The sequence below is a fragment of the Promicromonospora iranensis genome (genome assembly GCF_028994805.1).
GTDB classification, from domain to species: Bacteria; Actinomycetota; Actinomycetes; order Actinomycetales; family Cellulomonadaceae; genus Promicromonospora; species Promicromonospora iranensis.
On record NZ_JAJQQP010000012.1, the window covers coordinates 145348 to 162125 of the forward strand.

Here is a 16778-nt window from a genome sequence, read left to right on the forward strand (position 1 = left end):
CTGGGGCGACGCTACATCGATGTCACGGGAACGACTGCACCTGCTGGAGCAGCTCCGGCAGGCGCCGGTCGTACACGCGAGCGCCGAACCGCACGGCCAGCACCAGGATCAGGGTGCCGTACAGGAGGCCGACCACAAGGGTCGCGATTCCCCACAGGAGTCCGCCCACCACGATCGCCGCGATACCCACCGCGAAGACCGGCAACGCCAGCCCCACGGTGACGATGAAACCGATGCCCTGCGACACGATGGTCGCCATCGCGGCACCCTGGGGAGACTTGAGCGGGCTCTCCCCCGGCTTCGCGACGGGGTAGACGAGCCGCGCCGAGACCGCGCACGAGACACCTGTGCTCACCAGCAGGGAACCGAGCCCCAGCCCCAGCAGTGGCAGCGTCAGGTGCCAGGAGTCGGCCACCCACACCGAGGCCAGCACCGTGGCGGCCGTGACCAGCGGCCCCGCCACCAGCATCGGGATCGCGCGACCCCACCGGTCGGTGCGGCCGTCGACGCCCGAGGAGACGTGCAGGGCGAACGCCGTGTTGTCGTAGCCGATGTCGTTGGAGATGCTGAAGCCGAGGATCCAGCCCACGAACGGCCCGGTCGCCAGCAGCATGAAGAAGCTGCCGGTGCTCTGACCCGCGAAGTACATGATGACCGGCAGCAGCGGGACGACGGCGATCGAGCCGGAGTAGCGCGGGTCCCGCAGCCAGTAGGTCGCGGTCCGGGCGGCGACGGCCCAGGTGGGCGAGGCCGGGACGCGGCCGAAGGCTCCCAGCCCCTTCGCCTTGCTCTCGCCACCGCCGCCGGCGGGCGGGCTCACCAGAGCGCGGCCCAGCGCCCGGTCCCAGATCAGCCAAGTCAGGCCCACGGTGCCGAGCGCGACGGCGAGCCGCCCCACCAGCCCTACCCAGTCGCCGTCGTGCGCCATGCTTCCGAGCGACCAGGCCGCACCGAACGGCGTCCAGCCGACGACGCCGGCCACCTGCTCGAACAGCGGCAGCAGCTGCGCTCCCGTGCTCGTCTCCGAGCCGGACCCGACCGTCACCTCGACGCCGTTCGAGAGCCAGCTGACGAGCGGACCGATCATCACGATGAGCACCAGGGCCACGATCGCCACGACCTCGCGGTACCGCCGCGACTCCAGCACGGGAGCGAGCACGGTGGTGATCGCCCGGGAGCCGAGGACGCACGTGGCGATCCCGAGCACGGCGCCGACGATCGAGACCAGGAGCACGCCCGGCTCCGTGAGCCAGGCAAAAGAGGCACCGATCGCGAGGAGGACCGTCGCGATGCCAGGCACCGAGACCAGCCCCGCCACCGCGAGACCCGTGAGGAGGGTGCGCCGGGGAATCGCGAAGGTCGTGAACCGCTGCGGGTCCAGCGTGGCGTCCACACCGAAGGCGAAGATCGGGATGATCCACCAACCGAGGACGGCCAGGGCTCCACCCAGGGTGATCGCCAGGCCGGCCCAGCCCGGGTCGCCGAGGAAGCCCAGGGCCACGACGCCCGCGAGCAGCATGCCGACGACGCCCAGGGCGTACAGCGAGGCGACGATCATGCCGATGGTCTGCCAGACGCTCTTGCGGAACGTGTTCCCCATGAGCGTCAGCTTGAGGGTCAGGAACCGCGCAACCATGAGAGCCCTTCCGAGTGCTGCCGGCCGCCGACGAGGTCCACGAACCGGTCTTCCAGGCTCTGCTCGCCGCGTACCTCGTCCACCGTGCCCGCCGCGAGGACGTGCCCCGCCGCCATCACGGCCACGTGGTCGCACATGCGCTGCACCAGGTCCATCACGTGGCTGGAGACGATCACCGTCCCACCGCCCGCCACATAGCTCTTGAGGATGTCGCGGATGTTCGCCGCGCTCACCGGGTCGACGGCCTCGAACGGCTCGTCCAGGACCAGGGTGCGAGGCGCATGGATCATGGCGCTGCCCAGCGCGATCTTCTTGGTCATGCCCGCCGAGTAGTCCACGACGAACTTGTCCGCGTCCGCGCCCAGGTCGAACGCCTTCAGGAGGTCGTTCGTCCGGTCCACCACGGTCTCCTTGTCCATCCCGCGCAGCATCCCCGCGTACGTGAGCAGCTGGCGTCCGGTCAACCGGTCGAACAGCCGCACACCGTCGGGCAGCACGCCGAGCGTCGCCTTGGCCTGGTCAGGCTGCGCCCACAGGTCCACGCCGTGCACCCAGGCGGCGCCGAAGTCGGGTCGCAGCAGCCCCGTGGCCATCGACAGCATGGTCGTCTTTCCGGCTCCGTTCGGGCCCACCAGGCCGTAGAACGAGCCGGCGGGCACATCGAGATCGACGCCGGAGACGGCGATCTTCTGTCCGAACCGCTTCCAGAGCTCGCGAACGCTGAGCGCGGCGGACGGGTCGTGCGGGCGCTGGTCCGGGGCCGGGGCCCCGGGGACGCCTGGAGGGCTCGGGTGGGCTGGGGTCGTCATGGCACCCAACGTAGCGGTGCTGCCCGACACGGCGGATCCGACGCGAGGATGAGTGCCGGATGAAGGGCGTCCGTCCCCGGGAGGAGCACCACGGGCCAGGCCATACCGGAGGAATTCGGCCGCGCGGGGTGTCACGGTGCCGGAGTGTCAGTGGCGCATGGCAGCCTGTCGCCCATGGACATCGTCGCAACGATTCTGCTGGCCCTCGGCGCTCTCGTCGTCGGCGTGCTGCTGGGGTGGCTCGGTCACGCGCAGCGTGTGGCACCGGCGCTCCGCGACGCGGACATGGAGGTCGTACGCCTGCGCGCCCAGGCCGAGTCGGCCGAACAGCGGATCGCCGCCGCACAGGCCCGTGCGGACGAGCAGATCGACGCCGCCCGGGAACGCGCCACCGAGCAGATCGCCGCCGCACGCTCCGAGCAGGAGCACACCCGCCGTCAGTTCCAGGCGCTCGCCGGCGACGCGCTGGACGCCAACAGCAAGCGTTTCCTCGAGCTCGCCGAGGAGCGGCTCAAGCGGTCGGCGTCGGACGGCGAGCAGGCGCTGGCCAAGCGCGAGGAGGCCGTGAAGTCGCTGGTGGACCCGCTGACCAAGGCCGTGGAGCTGGTGCGCAGCGAGGTGCTCCAGGCGGAGAAGGCCCGTATCGAGGGCCAGGGCGCACTCGTGGAGCAGATGCGCAACGTCGCCGAGGTGTCGACCGAGCTGCGCAACGGCACGGCGGACCTCGTCACGGCGCTGCGCTCGTCGCAGACCCGCGGGGCGTGGGGCGAGCTGCAGCTGCGCAAGGTCGTGGAGTCGGCGGGCATGATCAACCGGGTCGACTTCACCGAGCAGGCGCAGGTCACGACCGACGACGGCACGCTGCGCCCCGACATGGTCATCAACCTCGCCGGCGGCAAGCGCGTGGTCGTGGACTCGAAGGTTGCGTTCCTGGGCTTCCTCGAGGCACAGCAGTCCGACGACGCCGCCTACCGCGAGCAGCGCCTCGACGCGCACGTCCGGCACATGCGCAAGCACGTGGACGACCTGGCCGGCAAGAAGTACTGGAACCAGTTCGAGCCCGCACCCGAGTTCGTCGTCATGTTCGTGCCCGCCGAGGCGTTCCTGTCGGCGGCGCTGGAGCGCGCGCCGGAGCTGCTGGAGTACGCGGCGCAGAAGAACGTCATCATCGCCACACCCACCACGATGCTCGCCCTGCTGCGCACGGTCTCGTACGCGTGGCGGCAGGAGGCGCTGGCGGAGAACGCCCAGAAGGTGCTCACCGTCGGCAAGGAGCTGTACGCGCGCCTGGTCACCATGACCGGCCACGTCACCAAGACCGGTCGGGCGCTGGAGTCCGCGACGAAGAGCTACAACCAGATGATCGGTTCGCTGGAGCGCAACGTGCTCACGTCGGCGCGCCGGATGGTGGAGCTCGACGTGGTCGACGAGCGGGACTCGATCGACGAGGTCCGCGGCATCGAAGAGGTGCCGCGTCCCATCACCAAGCCCGAGCTGCTGGCTGCCGAGGAGGGCGGCGTGGTCGCCATCGACCGCGCACAGGACACCGACGTTGTGCTGGTGCAGCAGCTCGAGGTGACCGAGCTCGCGGTGACAGACAAGCGCGCCCTCGAAGCCGTCGAGGAGAGCGACAAGGGCAGCGCGGCCGCCGGCTGAGCAGCGCGCTCAGGCAGCGCGCCCAGGTGGTCGGTAGTACGTCAGGAGGTCGGCAGCTCGAGCTGCCGACCTCCTGACGTACTACCGACCACGCACCTGCCGGAGATCAGACAGCTCAGGCCTGCGGGAGCTCCTTGCGGGCCTCGCGACGCGGCCGCTTGGGCTCGTCGCCCGCGGCCTTGAGCCCGGCGCGGAGCTCGCGCGGCAGCGAGAACATGAGGTCCTCGGTGGCCGTCCGGACCTCGTCGACCGTGCCGAAGCCGTGGTCGGCGAGGTGCGCGAGGACGTCCTCGACGAGGATCTCCGGCACCGAGGCGCCCGAGGTCACGCCGACGGTGGTGACACCCTCGAGCCACTCGTCCTTGATCTCGGTCTTGCGGTCCACGCGGTACGAGGCGGTAGCACCGGCCTGGAGCGCCACCTCGACGAGCCGCACCGAGTTGGACGAGTTGGCCGAGCCCACGACGATGACGAGGTCGCACTCCGGCGCGAGCTTCTTCACCGCGACCTGACGGTTCTGCGTGGCGTAGCAGATGTCGTCGCTGGGCGGGTCCTGCAGCGACGGGAACTTCTCGCGCAGGCGGCGCACAGTCTCCATGGTCTCGTCCACGGACAGCGTGGTCTGCGAGATCCACACGACCTTGTCGGGGTCGCGGACGACTACCTGGTCCACCTCGTCCGGCGAGTTCACCACCTGCACGTGGTCCGGTGCCTCACCAGCGGTGCCCTCGACCTCCTCGTGACCGGTGTGCCCGATCAGCAGGATGTCGTAGTCGTCCTTGGCGAACCGCACCGCTTCCTTGTGCACCTTGGTGACGAGGGGGCACGTCGCGTCGATCGTGTCGAGGCTCCGCGCCACGGCCGACGCACGGACAGCGGGCGACACACCGTGCGCCGAGAACACGAGCCGGCTGCCCTCGGGCACCTCGTCGGTCTCGTTGACGAAGATCGCGCCGCGTTCCCGCAGCGTCTCCACCACGTGCTTGTTGTGCACGATCTCCTTGCGGACGTACACCGGCGCACCGTACGTCTCCAGTGCCTTCTCGACGGCGACGACGGCGCGGTCGACGCCCGCGCAATAACCGCGGGGCGCAGCCAGCAGGACGCGCTTGGTCTTGGTCTCAGCAGGACGCTCTGGGCTCGTGACACTCACACCTGCAGTCTAGGGGCGACGTGCGGAGGGCTTGTGTCGGTGGTGGGTGGCAGGGTTGGACACGTGACGGAACCAACCCAGCGGCCCCTCCCCACGGAGCTCCCCCGCAAAGCGCTCGACACCACGGCCACCAACCCCTGGCCGGTGCGCATGCTCTCGGAGAAGATCAAGGGCTACATCGACAAGATGCCGCCGGTCTGGGTCGAGGGGCAGGTGGTGCAGTTCAACCTGCGTCCCGGCTCCGGGATGCAATGGCTCACACTCCGTGACACCGAGGCCGATGCCTCCCTGCCGGTGACGATCTTCTCCCGGGTCCTGGGCATGCTGCCGCAGCCGCCGGGTGAGGGCGACCACGTGGTCATCCACGCCAAGCCCGTGTTCTGGACCAAGCGCGGCACCCTGCAGATGCAGGCCAACGAGATCAAGGCCGTCGGCATCGGGGAGCTGCTCGCGCGGATCGAAGCGCTCAAGAAGGTCCTCGCGGCGGAGGGCCTGTTCGACATCTCCCGCAAACGAAAGCTCCCCTTCCTGCCCGCCGTCGTGGGGCTCGTGTGCGGGCGGGAGTCCAAGGCGGAGCACGACGTCGTGGTGAACGCCCGCGCCCGCTGGCCCCAGGTGCGGTTCGAGATCCGTGAGGTCGCGGTCCAGGGTGTGAACGCGGTGCGCGAGGTGTCGCAGGCGATCGCCGAGCTCGACCAGGACCCCAGCGTCGACGTCATCGTCGTCGCGCGGGGCGGCGGTTCGGTCGAGGACCTGCTGCCGTTCAGCAACGAGTCGCTGGTCCGTGCCGTCGCACAGGCCCGCACTCCCCTGGTCAGCGCCATCGGCCACGAGACCGACGCGCCGCTGCTCGACCTCGTCGCCGACTACCGGGCCTCCACACCCACCGACGCCGCCAAGCGGATCGTCCCCGACGTCTCGGAGGAGCGGCTCCGCCTCACCCAGGCCCGCAGCCGGATGCGCGGCGCCGTCGCCGCCATGATCGATCGTGAGCAGCACGGGCTCGACGGCGTCCGCTCGCGGCCGGTCCTTGCCGTGCCGCACACGATGCTCGAGTCGCGCGAGCGCGACATCGTCCAGTCGCTCCGGCACAGCCGCCACGCCCTGAACACGCTGCTGCTGCGCGCGAGCGGCGAGATCGGGCGGCTCGGCGCCCAGGTGCGAGCCTTGTCGCCGGCGTCGACGCTGGAACGCGGCTACGCCGTCGTGCAGCGTGCGGACGGCCACGTCGTGCGGCGGCCCGACGACGTCACGGTCGGTGCGGGCGTGCACGTTCGCCTCGCGGAGGGCGCGCTGGATGCCGAGGTCACCGCGACGGTCTCCTAGCAGCGGAGGCACCGCCCGCCGCGCGGCGGAACCTCGTCGCGAGGCGATCGAACGCCATCGCGACCTCGTCGCCCTCGATCACCTCGATGTCCACGTCGAGCTGGGCCATCCACAACGCGATCCGGTCAGGGTCGTCCGCACCCAGCTCGACACGGCACGTGGACTCGTCGACCACCTCGATATCGACCGGGATCGCGACCTTCGCAGCGACCTCGGCGGCGGGGGCATGCACGAGCACCCGGGCGCGGTACGTCGAGGCCCCTTTGCTGACGCGTCCGACGACGTAGTCCACGACCTTGTCCTCCGGGATCACACGCGGCCGGAACCGCGCACCCGTCGGTGCGTGCGGAACCATGCGGTCGACACGGAAGACCCGCCAGTCGGCACGGTCGAGATCCCACGCGAGCAGGTACCAGAGGGACCCCCAGCGCACCAGCCGTTGCGGTTCGGTGTGCCGCGCCGCTCGGCTGCCCCCGGGCTTCGTGTACCCGAACCGGAGCCGTTCGTGGCCGCGGATCGCGGCAGCGACCGAGCCGAGAACCGAAGGATCGAGCAGCGGTTCGGCCCCTGAGACGGCGCTGGTCGCCTCCCGCACCGTCTCGACGCGCCGGCGCAGGCGCGAGGGCAGCACCTGCTCCAGCTTCGCGAGCGCCGTGAGCGCGGTCTCTTCGACGCCGAGTCCCCGCGTCGCGACCGCGCCCAGCCCGACCGCGACCGCGACGGCCTCGTCGTCGTCGAGCAGCAGCGGGGGCATCGCTGTCCCCGCGACCAGCCGGTACCCGCCCGCCACGCCGGGTCGCGCGTCCACGGGGTAGCCGAGCGACCGTAGCTTGCCGATGTCGGCGCGAACGGTCCTCGTGCTCACCCCGAGCCGGCCGGCGAGCTCGGAGCTCGTCCAGTCGCGCTTGAGCTGGAGCAACGACAGCAGCTCGAGCAGGCGGGCCGAGGTCTCCAACATGTTCCAGATCATCGCAGCAATCGCGGAAGCTAACCTGCCGCATTACCCGGGATCGTGGGCGCCATGACCGAGAACAACGCCCTCACACCGTTCCGCATCAACATCCCCCAGGCCGAGGTCGACGACCTACGCGACCGGCTGGCGCACACGCGCTGGCCGAACCCCGTGCCGGGTCGGGACGATCCCACCGACTTCAGCCGCGGCATCCCCCTCGGCTACCTGAAAGGGCTCGCCGAGTATTGGCGTGACGGGTTCGACTGGCGCGCCCAGGAGGCACGGCTCAACGAGCACGAGCAGCTCACGACGGTCGTCGACGGCCAGACGTTCCACGTCGTCCACGCGCGATCGGCGAACCCGGAGGCGACCCCGCTGATCCTGAACAACGGCTGGCCGAGCTCGTTCGTCGAGTACCAGCGTCTCGTGCCGCTGCTGACCGACGAGTTCCACGTGGTCGTCCCGTCGCTGCCCGGCTTCGGGTTCTCCACCCCGCTGGCAGCGACCGGCTGGCAGCTGGCGCGGACGGCGGACGCCTACGCCGAGATCATGACGCGCCTGGGCTACGAGCGGTTCGCGGCGCACGGCACGGACATCGGTGCGGGCACCACCGGGCTCCTCGCGGCGGTCTACCCGGACCGCGTCCTCGGCACGCACCTCGGCAGCGACCGCTGGTGGCTCGGGCTGGTCGGCGACAAGTTCCCCTACCCCGACGGCCTGTCCGACGACGAGAGCGCTCAGATCGAGGCGCTGCGCACCGCGAGCGTGGCCGAGCGCGGGTACATCGGGATGCACAACCACCGGCCCGACACGATCGGCGCAGCGCTCACCGACTCGCCGGTCGGCCAGCTCGCGTGGATCGCCGAGAAGTTCAAGAGCAGGACCGGTAGCGGCTACCGGACACCGGACGTCGACCGCGACCAGCTCCTCACGAACGTCAGCCTGTACTGGTTCACCCGCAGCGGCGCGTCGCTCGCGCAGTTCTACTACGAGTCCGAGCACTCCGGAGCCGGCATGTCCATGGCCCCCGGGGTGCCGTCCGGGTGGGCCGTGTTCGACACCCACCCGCTCATGCGCCGAGCGATGGACCCGTGGAAGGCGATCGCTCACTGGAGCGAGTTCACGGAGGGCGGCCACTTCCCCGCGATGGAGGAGCCGACGCTGCTCGCGGACGACATCCGCACCTTCTTCCGCGGTATCTCCTGACCCCGCGCCAGGCCGGCGGGCCACGAAGACCTGCTCGGGGCCCGGCCGGTCTGGCGCATCCGGCACCTCGTCGAGCTCGAGCCGGGTTCGAGTAGAGGACAGAACCTGTCCGCCTCACCTGACACGGTGGCTGTCATGACCGAGGACAACGCACTCACGCCGTTCCGCATCAACATCCCGCAGGCCGACGTCGACGACCTGGGCGACCGGCTCGCCCGCACCCGACGGCCGCTCCCGGTACCCGGCAGGGACGACCGGACGGACTTCAGCCGCGGCATCCCGCGGTCCTATCTGACGGAGCTCGCCGAGTACTGGCGCGACGGGTTCGACTGGCGCGCGCAGGAGGCGAAGCTCAACGAGCACGAGCAGTTCACGACAGTGGTCGACGGTCAGACGTTCCATGTCGTGCACGTGCGCTCGGCCAATCCTGGTGCCGTCCCGCTCATCCTCAACCACGGCTGGCCGGGCTCGTTCGTCGAGTACCAGCGCCTCGTTCCCCTCCTGACCGACGAGTTCCACGTCGTCATCCCGTCGCTCCCGGGATTCGGGTTCTCCACCCCGCTGTCGGGGACCGGCTGGGAGGTCGCACGGACCAGCGAGGCGTATGCCGAGATCATGACGCGCCTCGGCTACGAGCGGTTCGCCGCGCACGGCAGCGACATCGGCGCGGGCACCGCCGGCCGGCTCGCCGCGCTCTACCCGGAGCGCGTCATCGGTACCCACGTCGCCAGCGACGGCCGGATGCTCGGGATGGTCGGCGACAAGTTCCCCTACCCCGACGGGCTGACCGCGGACGAGAGCGCCCAGATCGAGGCGATCCGCGCCGAGGACGTCGCCGAGCGCGGCTACTTCGAGATGCAGAACCACCGTCCGGACACGATCGGCGCCGCGCTCACCGACTCGCCGGTAGGTCAGCTCGCATGGATCGCCGAGAAGTTCCAGACGTGGACCAACGGTGCGCACCCGACGCCGGAGGAAGCGGTCGACCGCGACCAGCTGCTCACCAACGTGAGCCTGTACTGGTTCACCCGCAGCGGTGCGTCGAGCGCGCAGTTCTACTACGAGGCCGAGCACGCGGGACTCGACTGGGCCGCATCCCCCGGCGTGCCCGCCGCATGGGCCGTGTTCGACACCCACCCGCTCATGCGCCGCGTGATGGACCCGTGGAAGGCGATCGGCCACTGGAGCGAGTTCACGGAGGGCGGCCACTTCCCCGCGATGGAGGAGCCGAAGCTGCTGGCCGACGACATCCGGTCGTTCTTCCGCAGCCTGCGCTGACCTCGGGTCAGAGCCGGCGAGCCACGAACACCCACTCCAGGCCCGGCCGGTCCGGCGCGTCCAGCACCTCCTCGACCTCGAACCCGGCGGCGCTCAGTGACGTCTCGATCTCGTCCCGCTCGCGGAACCGCAGGGTCGAGACCGAGGTGACCACGTCGCCGTCGGGCAGCACGCCGGGTGGGAAGCGGTAGGACTGCTGGAAGGTGACGTACGGCAGCGCTACCTCCAGGAGGTCGGTCCACATCTCGACCGGTCCGACGCCGGCGATGTCACGGTGGGCCGACCGATGCTCACGGGTCCAGCCGAGCCAGGCCTGCCGCGCCGGCACCCGGGTCTCGAACACGAAGCGCCCGCCGGCCCGCACGGCGTCGTGCACCGCCGCGAGCGCCTGCGCCCACTCCGCGTCGGTGCCGAAGACCTGCGCGACGTTGCCGGTCATCGTCGCCAGGTCCGCGGCGAGGCCGCGGCCGGCGACCGCGTCGGCTCCGCCCTCGATCCAGGTGACGGCGTCCGCACCGGGCTTGGCCCGGGCGACCTCCAGCGACGCCTGGGCCGGGTCCGCACCGGTGACACGCAGGCCCTGCCGGGCCAGCAGGAGGGCGAGCACGCCGGTCCCGCAGCCGACGTCGAGCACGGTGCGGGTGCCGAACCGCTCGGCGAGCCCGACGTACAGGTCGAGGTCGCCGCGGTCGTCGTCGAAGGCGTCATAGAGCCGCGCGAGGCGGGGGTCCACGAAGATCGGGTCGGGTGCGGTCATGGCACCATGTTGACCCGCCGCGGGGCCGGGCCACAGAACATTTTGTCGCGGGTGGATCATGTTGCCCGGCCGGATACGGTTCGTCCGTGACGACCATCCGACACATCCTGTTCGACGCCGACGGCGTGCTCCAGGGGTTCCCCGACGGCTTCTACCACGCCGCCGAGCAGCTCCTCGGCGCGCAGACCCGCGAGATCCTGACCCTCGCGTCCGAGCGGGAGCGCCTGCTCCTCGCGGGCGACGACGACTTCCTGCCGGTCCTCGCCGACGTTCTGCGGGAGTACGGCGTCGAGGTGCCGGCCGCCGACCTGTACGCGGCGGTGTGGCAGAACATCGAGCCTGTCCCGGCGTCGCTCGACCTGGTCCGGGGGCTGCGCGAGGCCGGCTACGGAGTGCACCTGGGGACCAACCAGGTTCGGCGTCGGGCCGACCACATGAAGGCCACGCTGCCGTACGACGACCTGTTCGACGTCAGTCTCTACTCCTGCGACCTGGGCGTGGCGAAGCCGGACCCCGCGTTCTTCCTCAAGGCGGCGACCCGGATCGGGGCCCCGCCCGCCGAGGTCCTGTTCATCGACGACCACTCCCTCAACGTGGAGGGCGCCCGGTCGACGGGTATGGCCGCCGTGCACTGGCGGGTCCAGGAGGGGCACGACGTCCTGCTGGAGCAGCTCGCGGTCCACGGCGTCGCGCCCGCGGTGCGCGGCGGCTGAGCCGCGCGCCGAGAGCGGCTTACCGCTCGCGCTCGACCCGCCGCTCGTCCCACACGGGCTCCGACGTCTCGCGCACCACACCGTCGGAGCCGAAGACGAGGTAGCGGTCGAACGACCGCGCGAACCAACGGTCGTGCGTCACGGCAAGGACCGTCCCGTCGAACGACTCCAGGCCGTCCTGCAAGGCCTCGGCCGACTCGAGGTCGAGGTTGTCCGTGGGCTCGTCGAGCAGCAGCGCCGTGGAGCCGGCGAGCTCGAGCAGCAGGATCTGGAACCGCGCCTGCTGCCCGCCGGACAAGCGGTCGAAGGGCCGGTCCGCCGCCTCGGTGAGCTCGTAGCGCCGTAGCCGCGCCATCGCCTTGCCCTTGTCCTGTGCGTGGTCCTCCCACAGGATGTCGAGCAGCGCCCGCCCGAACAGCTCGGGGTGCGCGTGCGTCTGTGCGAAGTGACCGGCGACCACCCGCGCCCCGAGCTTCCACATGCCCGTGTGCGCGACGTCGCCGCCCGCGAGCAGTCGCAGGAAGTGGGACTTGCCGGAGCCGTTCGAGCCCAGCACCGCGACCCGCTCGCCGTAGAAGACCTCCAGGTCGAACGGCTTCATCAGCCCGGTGAGCTCCAGCCCCTCGCACGTCACGGCCCGCAGGCCCGTGCGCCCGCCGCGCAGGTTCATGGTGATGTCCTGCTCACGCGGCGGCTCGGGCGGCGGGCCGACGTCCTCGAACTTCTTGAGCCGCGTCTGCGCCGCGTGGTAGCGCGAGGCCATGTCGGGGCTGCTCGCTGCCTGGTTCCGCAGGGTCAGGACCAGCTTCTTGAGCTGGGCATGCTTCTCGTCCCAGCGGCGGCGCAGCTCCTCGAACCGCGCGAACCGCTCGCGCCGGGCGTCGTGGAAGGTCGCGAACCCACCGCCGTGCACCCAGGCGTCGGCGCCCGCGGGGCCCGGTTCGAGGGACACGATCCGGTCCGCCGACCGCGACAGCAGCTCCCGGTCGTGCGACACGAACAGGACGGTCTTCTTGGTGGCCTTGAGCTGCGCCTCCAGCCAGCGCTTGCCCGGCACGTCCAGGTAGTTGTCCGGCTCGTCGAGCAGCAGCACCTCGTCGGTGCCGCGCAGCAGCGCCTCCAGCACGAGCCGTTTCTGCTCACCGCCCGACATCGTCCGCACCTCGCGGAACTGCACCCGGTCGTACGGCATGCCGAGCGCGGCCATGGTGCAGACGTCCCACAGCGTCTCGGCCTCGTAGCCACGCACCTCCGCCCAGTCCGAGAGCGCCTGCGCGTACGCCATCTGGGCGGCCTCGTCGTCGACCGTCAGCATCCTGTGCTCGGCCTCGTCGACGGCGCGGGCCACCTCGCGCAGCCTGGGCGCGGACACGGACACCAGCAGGTCGCGCACCGTCGTCTCGTCACGCACGGAGCCGACGAACTGGCGCATGACGCCGAGCCCACCGCTCACGGCCACGGAACCGGCGTGCGGCGCCAGCTCGCCCATGATGATGCGCAGCAGAGTGGTCTTGCCCGCACCGTTCGGGCCGACGATCGCCGTCGCGCTCCGCTCACCCACGCGGAACGAGACGTCCCCCAGGAGGGTCCGGCCATCCGGCAGGTGGTATTCGACGTGCGCTACTTCGAGATGGCCCATGGGTCACCATGGTCCGCCGTCGGACCGGCCAGGACCAAACTCATTCCTGTGGACGGACTCCGCAGATGTCGGTGGTGTGCTGTTGACTGTTCCCCGTGAGTACAGATGCTGTGACCGGAACCGATGCGGTGAGCGACGCACCCGACGTCGCCTCCCTCAGCTATGAACAAGCCCGCGACGAGCTCGTGCAGGTGGTCGGCCGACTGGAGACCGGCGGGGAGCCGCTGGAGGCGTCGCTCGCGCTCTGGGAGCGTGGCGAGGCACTCGCGGCCCGCTGCCAGGAGTGGCTGGACGGCGCCCGCGAGCGCCTCGCCGCCGCGCAGAACGGGTCGCTCTCGTCGGCCGGGTCGCCGGAGGACGCCGAGTGAGCCGGTACGTCCTCGCCGTCGGCGAGGCACTCGTGGACGAGGTGCACCGGCCGGACGGTTCCTCCGCGGAGCATCCCGGGGGCAGCATCGCCAACGTCGCGCTCACCCTGGGCCGTCTGAGCCGGGACGTCCGCCTCGCGACGTGGCTCGGGGCCGACGCCCGGGGTGACCTGGTGCGCGCGTGGCTGGCCGACTCCGGTGTCGCTCTGGTGCCGGGCAGCGACGGCGCGGAGCGCACCAGCGTCGCGGTGGCCACGCTCGACGAGAGCGGCTCCGCCACGTACGACTTCGACCTGGCCTGGCGCGTCCCCGCCGAGGCACTGCCGGGTGCGGACACCAGCACCGAGCCCAGCGCCCAGGTCGGCGGCACCGACGCCCTCGCGGTCCACACCGGCTCCATCGCGGCGGTCCTCGAGCCGGGCGCCACGGAGGTGCGGCAGGTCCTGGAGGCGGCGCGGACGACGTCGACCACCACGTACGACCCGAACGCGCGGCCCGCGATCATGGGCTCCGCCGAAGAGGTGCGTCCGCGCGTCGAGGCGCTCGTGCAGCTCTCGGACGTGGTGAAGGTGAGCGACGAGGATTTGGGCTGGCTGTACCCCGGGTCCGACCCGGTGGACGTGGCGCACGACTGGCAGCGCGGCACGCCCGCGCTCGTCGTGGTCACGTTCGGCGGCAGGGGCGCGGTCGCGGTGTCCGACGCCGGTGTGGTCGAGGCGGTCGCCCCGCAGGTCGAGGTGGTCGACACCGTGGGAGCCGGCGACTCGTTCATGGGCGCTCTCATCGACGGCTTGTGGGAGCACGACCTGCTGGGCGCCGACCGGCGGGACGCTCTCGGTGCCATCGGCTCGGCGACCGTGCAGCAGGTCCTGGACCGCTGCTGCGCCGTCGCCGCCATCACAGTGTCCCGGGCGGGAGCCAACCCGCCGCGTCGCGAAGAGGTTGGATCATGAGCCTGCACCAGAACCCGGAACGCATCAGCCCGCGCGAGGCCTGGGCGCTGCTGCGCTCCGGCAACGACCGCTTCGTCGCGGACGCGCCGGCCCACCCGTCGCAGAACGCGGACCGCCGCCGGGAGCTGCAGGCCGCGCAGCACCCGCACACGGTGATCTTCGGCTGCTCGGACTCCCGTGTCGCCGCCGAGATCATCTTCGACCAGGGTCTGGGCGACGTGTTCGTGGTCCGCACCGCGGGGCACGTCGTGGACACGACCGTGATCGGCTCCATCGAGTACGGGGTCGACGTGCTCGGTGCCTCTCTCGTCGTCGTGCTGGGCCACGACTCGTGCGGCGCGGTGGCCGCCGCAGCGCACACGCTCGCCTCGGGTGAGCAGCCCGACGGGTTCGTACGTGCCGTGGTGGACCGCGTGATCCCGTCGATCGTCAGCATCACCTCGGGCGACCCGGCCACCGTCATGGCGGCGCTGGCCGACCAGGACGTACTGCGTCGCGAGCACGTGAAGCACACCGTCGGGATGCTGCACAGCTACTCGGCCGGCCTGGCCCGGGCCGTCGAGGAGGGCCGGTGCGCGGTGGTCGGCCTCGAGTACGACCTCGCGGAGGGCAGCGCGCGGATGGTCAACGTGATCGGCGACGTCGGCGAGCAGCCCGCGGTCCTGCCGCAGGCTGGGTGACGAGGGCGGCAGGGACGGCGGTGGTGACACGAGTCACGCGCTCAGGTGCGTCGCCGGGGCGCGGCTGCGGCACGATAGAACCATGACTGCTGACACCGTCGTCCCGTCCGGCGACACCGAGTTCCGTATCGAGCACGACACCATGGGCGAGGTGCGCGTCCCGAAGAACGCGCTGTACCGCGCCCAGACCCAGCGTGCCGTCGAGAACTTCCCGATCTCCGGTACCCCCCTCGAGCGTGGCCACATCGAGGCGCTCGCCCGTGTGAAGAAGGCCGCCGCGACCGCGAACGCAGAGCTCGGCGTGCTCGACAAGGACATCGCCGACGCGATCGTCGCCGCCGCGGACGAGGTCGCCTCCGGCAAGCACGACAGCCACTTCCCGATCGACGTCTTCCAGACCGGCTCGGGCACGTCGTCGAACATGAACACCAACGAGGTCCTCGCGACGCTCGCCACCGCCGCGCTCGGCAAGGACGTGCACCCGAACGACCATGTCAACGCGTCGCAGTCGTCGAACGACGTGTTCCCGACCTCGGTGCACGTCGCGGCCACCTCGGGCGTCGTCAACGACCTGATCCCCGCGCTGACCCACCTGGCGGACGCGCTCCAGGCGAAGTCCGACGAGTTCGCAACGGTCGTGAAGTCCGGGCGTACGCACCTCATGGACGCCACCCCGGTCACGCTGGGCCAGGAGTTCGGCGGGTACGCCGCCGCCATCCGCTACGGCGTGGAGCGCCTGCAGGCCGCGCTGCCGCGGGCCGCCGAGGTGCCGCTGGGCGGCACCGCGGTCGGCACCGGCATCAACACCCCGGCCGGCTTCCCGCAGCGGGTCATCGCCCTGCTCGCGGAGGACACCGGCCTGCCGCTGACCGAGGCCCGCGACCACTTCGAGGCACAGTCGGCGCGGGACGGGCTGGTCGAGCTCTCGGGTGCGCTGCGCACCATCGCGGTCTCCGTGACGAAGATCTGCAACGACCTGCGCTGGATGGGCTCCGGCCCGAACACCGGCCTGGGCGAGATCGCGCTGCCCGACCTGCAGCCGGGCTCGTCGATCATGCCGGGCAAGGTCAACCCCGTCATCCCCGAGGCCGTGCTCATGGTGTGCGCGCGCGTCGTCGGCAACGACGCGACGGTGGCCTGGGCCGGCGCGTCCGGCACGTTCGAGCTCAACGTGCAGATCCCCGTGATCGCGCAGGGCGTGCTCGAGTCGATCCGCCTGCTGTCGAACTCCTCGCGGGTGCTGGCGGACAAGACCATCGTGGGGATCACCGCGAACGTCGAGCGCGCTCGTGCGCTCGCCGAGTCGTCGCCGTCGATCGTGACGCCGCTGAACCGCGTGATCGGCTACGAGGCCGCCGCCAAGGTCGCCAAGACCGCCGTCAAGGAGGGCATCACGGTGCGCCAGGCCGTGATCGACCTCGGATTCGTCGAGCGGGGCGAGCTCACCGAGGCGCAGCTGGACACCGCGCTCGACGTGCTGTCGATGACGCGCCCGCCGCAGGCCTGACGCCCCTGCACCCGGGCGCCTGACGGCGGAGGCAGCCGGCCACACCGGTCGAGCTGGGCTTGCTGGTCGAGCTTGTCGAGACCCCGGGGTCTCGACAAGCTCGACCAGCGGCTGCCGACCAGCGGTTGTCGACGGCCGGCGGTCG

General features: G+C 71.1%; 15 protein-coding genes. 9 read left to right on the forward strand and 6 right to left on the reverse strand.

Annotated features, from left to right (window positions below):
• Positions 1-22: 22 nt before the first annotated feature.
• Both LUM46_RS20395 and LUM46_RS20400 read right to left on the reverse strand, forming a co-directional pair.
• A complete protein-coding gene (locus tag LUM46_RS20395; protein ID WP_274996492.1) occupies positions 23-1636 on the reverse strand; it encodes a hypothetical protein in 1614 nt (537 codons plus the stop codon).
• Entirely contained in the window at positions 1618-2445 is an 828-nt protein-coding gene (locus LUM46_RS20400) for an ABC transporter ATP-binding protein (protein WP_274996493.1), read from the reverse strand. Before LUM46_RS20400 ends, LUM46_RS20395 begins: the two co-directional genes overlap by 19 nt.
• Before the next feature lie 174 nt (positions 2446-2619).
• Here LUM46_RS20400 and LUM46_RS20405 point away from each other — a divergent pair, with 174 nt between their 5' ends.
• Positions 2620-4101, forward strand: a complete 1482-nt coding sequence (locus LUM46_RS20405; RefSeq protein WP_274996494.1) for a DNA recombination protein RmuC — start codon at positions 2620-2622, stop codon at positions 4099-4101.
• Between the two features lie 115 nt (positions 4102-4216).
• On the opposite strand, the gene LUM46_RS20410 is transcribed toward LUM46_RS20405, so the two are convergent.
• Positions 4217-5254 carry a 4-hydroxy-3-methylbut-2-enyl diphosphate reductase gene (locus LUM46_RS20410; protein WP_274996495.1) on the reverse strand — a complete coding sequence of 346 codons (1038 nt, stop codon included), beginning with the start codon at positions 5252-5254 and terminating at the stop codon, positions 4217-4219.
• A 63-nt stretch (positions 5255-5317) separates the two neighbouring features.
• Between LUM46_RS20410 and xseA the strand changes: the two genes are divergently transcribed.
• Entirely contained in the window at positions 5318-6580 is a 1263-nt protein-coding gene (gene xseA, locus LUM46_RS20415; RefSeq protein WP_274996497.1) for an exodeoxyribonuclease VII large subunit, read from the forward strand.
• On the opposite strand, the gene LUM46_RS20420 is transcribed toward xseA, so the two are convergent.
• A complete protein-coding gene (locus LUM46_RS20420; RefSeq protein WP_274996499.1) occupies positions 6561-7538 on the reverse strand; it encodes a helix-turn-helix transcriptional regulator in 978 nt (325 codons plus the stop codon). The genes xseA and LUM46_RS20420 overlap by 20 nt on opposite strands.
• A gap of 63 nt (positions 7539-7601) precedes the next feature.
• On the opposite strand from LUM46_RS20420, the gene LUM46_RS20425 reads away from it, so the two are divergent.
• Positions 7602-8738 carry an epoxide hydrolase family protein gene (locus tag LUM46_RS20425; protein WP_274996501.1) on the forward strand — a complete coding sequence of 379 codons (1137 nt, stop codon included), beginning with the start codon at positions 7602-7604 and terminating at the stop codon, positions 8736-8738.
• 135 nt (positions 8739-8873) lie between these two features.
• On the forward strand, positions 8874-10016 hold the full coding sequence (locus LUM46_RS20430; protein ID WP_274996503.1) for an epoxide hydrolase family protein: 1143 nt from the start codon (positions 8874-8876) through the stop codon (positions 10014-10016).
• Between the two features lie 7 nt (positions 10017-10023).
• On the opposite strand, the gene LUM46_RS20435 is transcribed toward LUM46_RS20430, so the two are convergent.
• Entirely contained in the window at positions 10024-10773 is a 750-nt protein-coding gene (locus LUM46_RS20435) for a class I SAM-dependent methyltransferase (RefSeq protein WP_274996504.1), read from the reverse strand.
• An 86-nt stretch (positions 10774-10859) separates the two neighbouring features.
• On the opposite strand from LUM46_RS20435, the gene LUM46_RS20440 reads away from it, so the two are divergent.
• Positions 10860-11486 (forward strand): HAD family hydrolase, encoded by a 627-nt coding sequence (locus LUM46_RS20440; RefSeq protein WP_274996505.1) that lies wholly within the window; start codon positions 10860-10862, stop codon positions 11484-11486.
• A gap of 19 nt (positions 11487-11505) precedes the next feature.
• On the opposite strand, the gene LUM46_RS20445 is transcribed toward LUM46_RS20440, so the two are convergent.
• A complete protein-coding gene (locus LUM46_RS20445; protein ID WP_274996507.1) occupies positions 11506-13125 on the reverse strand; it encodes an ABC-F family ATP-binding cassette domain-containing protein in 1620 nt (539 codons plus the stop codon).
• A gap of 95 nt (positions 13126-13220) precedes the next feature.
• Between LUM46_RS20445 and LUM46_RS20450 the strand changes: the two genes are divergently transcribed.
• The 4 genes from LUM46_RS20450 (at position 13221) to LUM46_RS20465 (ending at position 16633) form a co-directional block, all read left to right on the forward strand.
• Positions 13221-13493: an exodeoxyribonuclease VII small subunit gene (locus tag LUM46_RS20450; RefSeq protein ID WP_374726942.1), complete on the forward strand. Its 273-nt coding sequence runs from the start codon at positions 13221-13223 to the stop codon at positions 13491-13493.
• The gene (locus LUM46_RS20455; protein ID WP_274996508.1) at positions 13490-14446 is read left to right on the forward strand and encodes a carbohydrate kinase family protein; all 957 of its coding nucleotides are present in this window, start codon (positions 13490-13492) and stop codon (positions 14444-14446) included. Before LUM46_RS20450 ends, LUM46_RS20455 begins: the two co-directional genes overlap by 4 nt.
• Positions 14443-15126, forward strand: coding sequence for a carbonic anhydrase (locus LUM46_RS20460; RefSeq protein ID WP_274996509.1), 684 nt, complete (start codon positions 14443-14445; stop codon positions 15124-15126). Before LUM46_RS20455 ends, LUM46_RS20460 begins: the two co-directional genes overlap by 4 nt.
• Before the next feature lie 82 nt (positions 15127-15208).
• Positions 15209-16633, forward strand: coding sequence for a class II fumarate hydratase (locus tag LUM46_RS20465; protein ID WP_274996510.1), 1425 nt, complete (start codon positions 15209-15211; stop codon positions 16631-16633).
• Positions 16634-16778 lie beyond the last annotated feature (145 nt).

Excerpts from the sequence above, each read along its gene's own strand:
- LUM46_RS20460 (WP_274996509.1), top strand. The coding sequence starts at position 14,443 with ATGAGCCTGCACCAGAACCCGGAACGCATCAGCCCGCGCGAGGCCTGG.
- LUM46_RS20445 (WP_274996507.1), bottom strand. The coding sequence starts at position 13,125 with ATGGGCCATCTCGAAGTAGCGCACGTCGAATACCACCTGCCGGATGGC.
- LUM46_RS20400 (WP_274996493.1), bottom strand. The coding sequence starts at position 2,445 with ATGACGACCCCAGCCCACCCGAGCCCTCCAGGCGTCCCCGGGGCCCCG.
- LUM46_RS20395 (WP_274996492.1), bottom strand. The coding sequence starts at position 1,636 with ATGGTTGCGCGGTTCCTGACCCTCAAGCTGACGCTCATGGGGAACACG.
- LUM46_RS20465 (WP_274996510.1), top strand. The coding sequence starts at position 15,209 with ATGACTGCTGACACCGTCGTCCCGTCCGGCGACACCGAGTTCCGTATC.
- LUM46_RS20430 (WP_274996503.1), top strand. The coding sequence starts at position 8,874 with ATGACCGAGGACAACGCACTCACGCCGTTCCGCATCAACATCCCGCAG.
- LUM46_RS20435 (WP_274996504.1), bottom strand. The coding sequence starts at position 10,773 with ATGACCGCACCCGACCCGATCTTCGTGGACCCCCGCCTCGCGCGGCTC.
- LUM46_RS20420 (WP_274996499.1), bottom strand. The coding sequence starts at position 7,538 with ATGTTGGAGACCTCGGCCCGCCTGCTCGAGCTGCTGTCGTTGCTCCAG.
- LUM46_RS20425 (WP_274996501.1), top strand. The coding sequence starts at position 7,602 with ATGACCGAGAACAACGCCCTCACACCGTTCCGCATCAACATCCCCCAG.
- LUM46_RS20405 (WP_274996494.1), top strand. The coding sequence starts at position 2,620 with ATGGACATCGTCGCAACGATTCTGCTGGCCCTCGGCGCTCTCGTCGTC.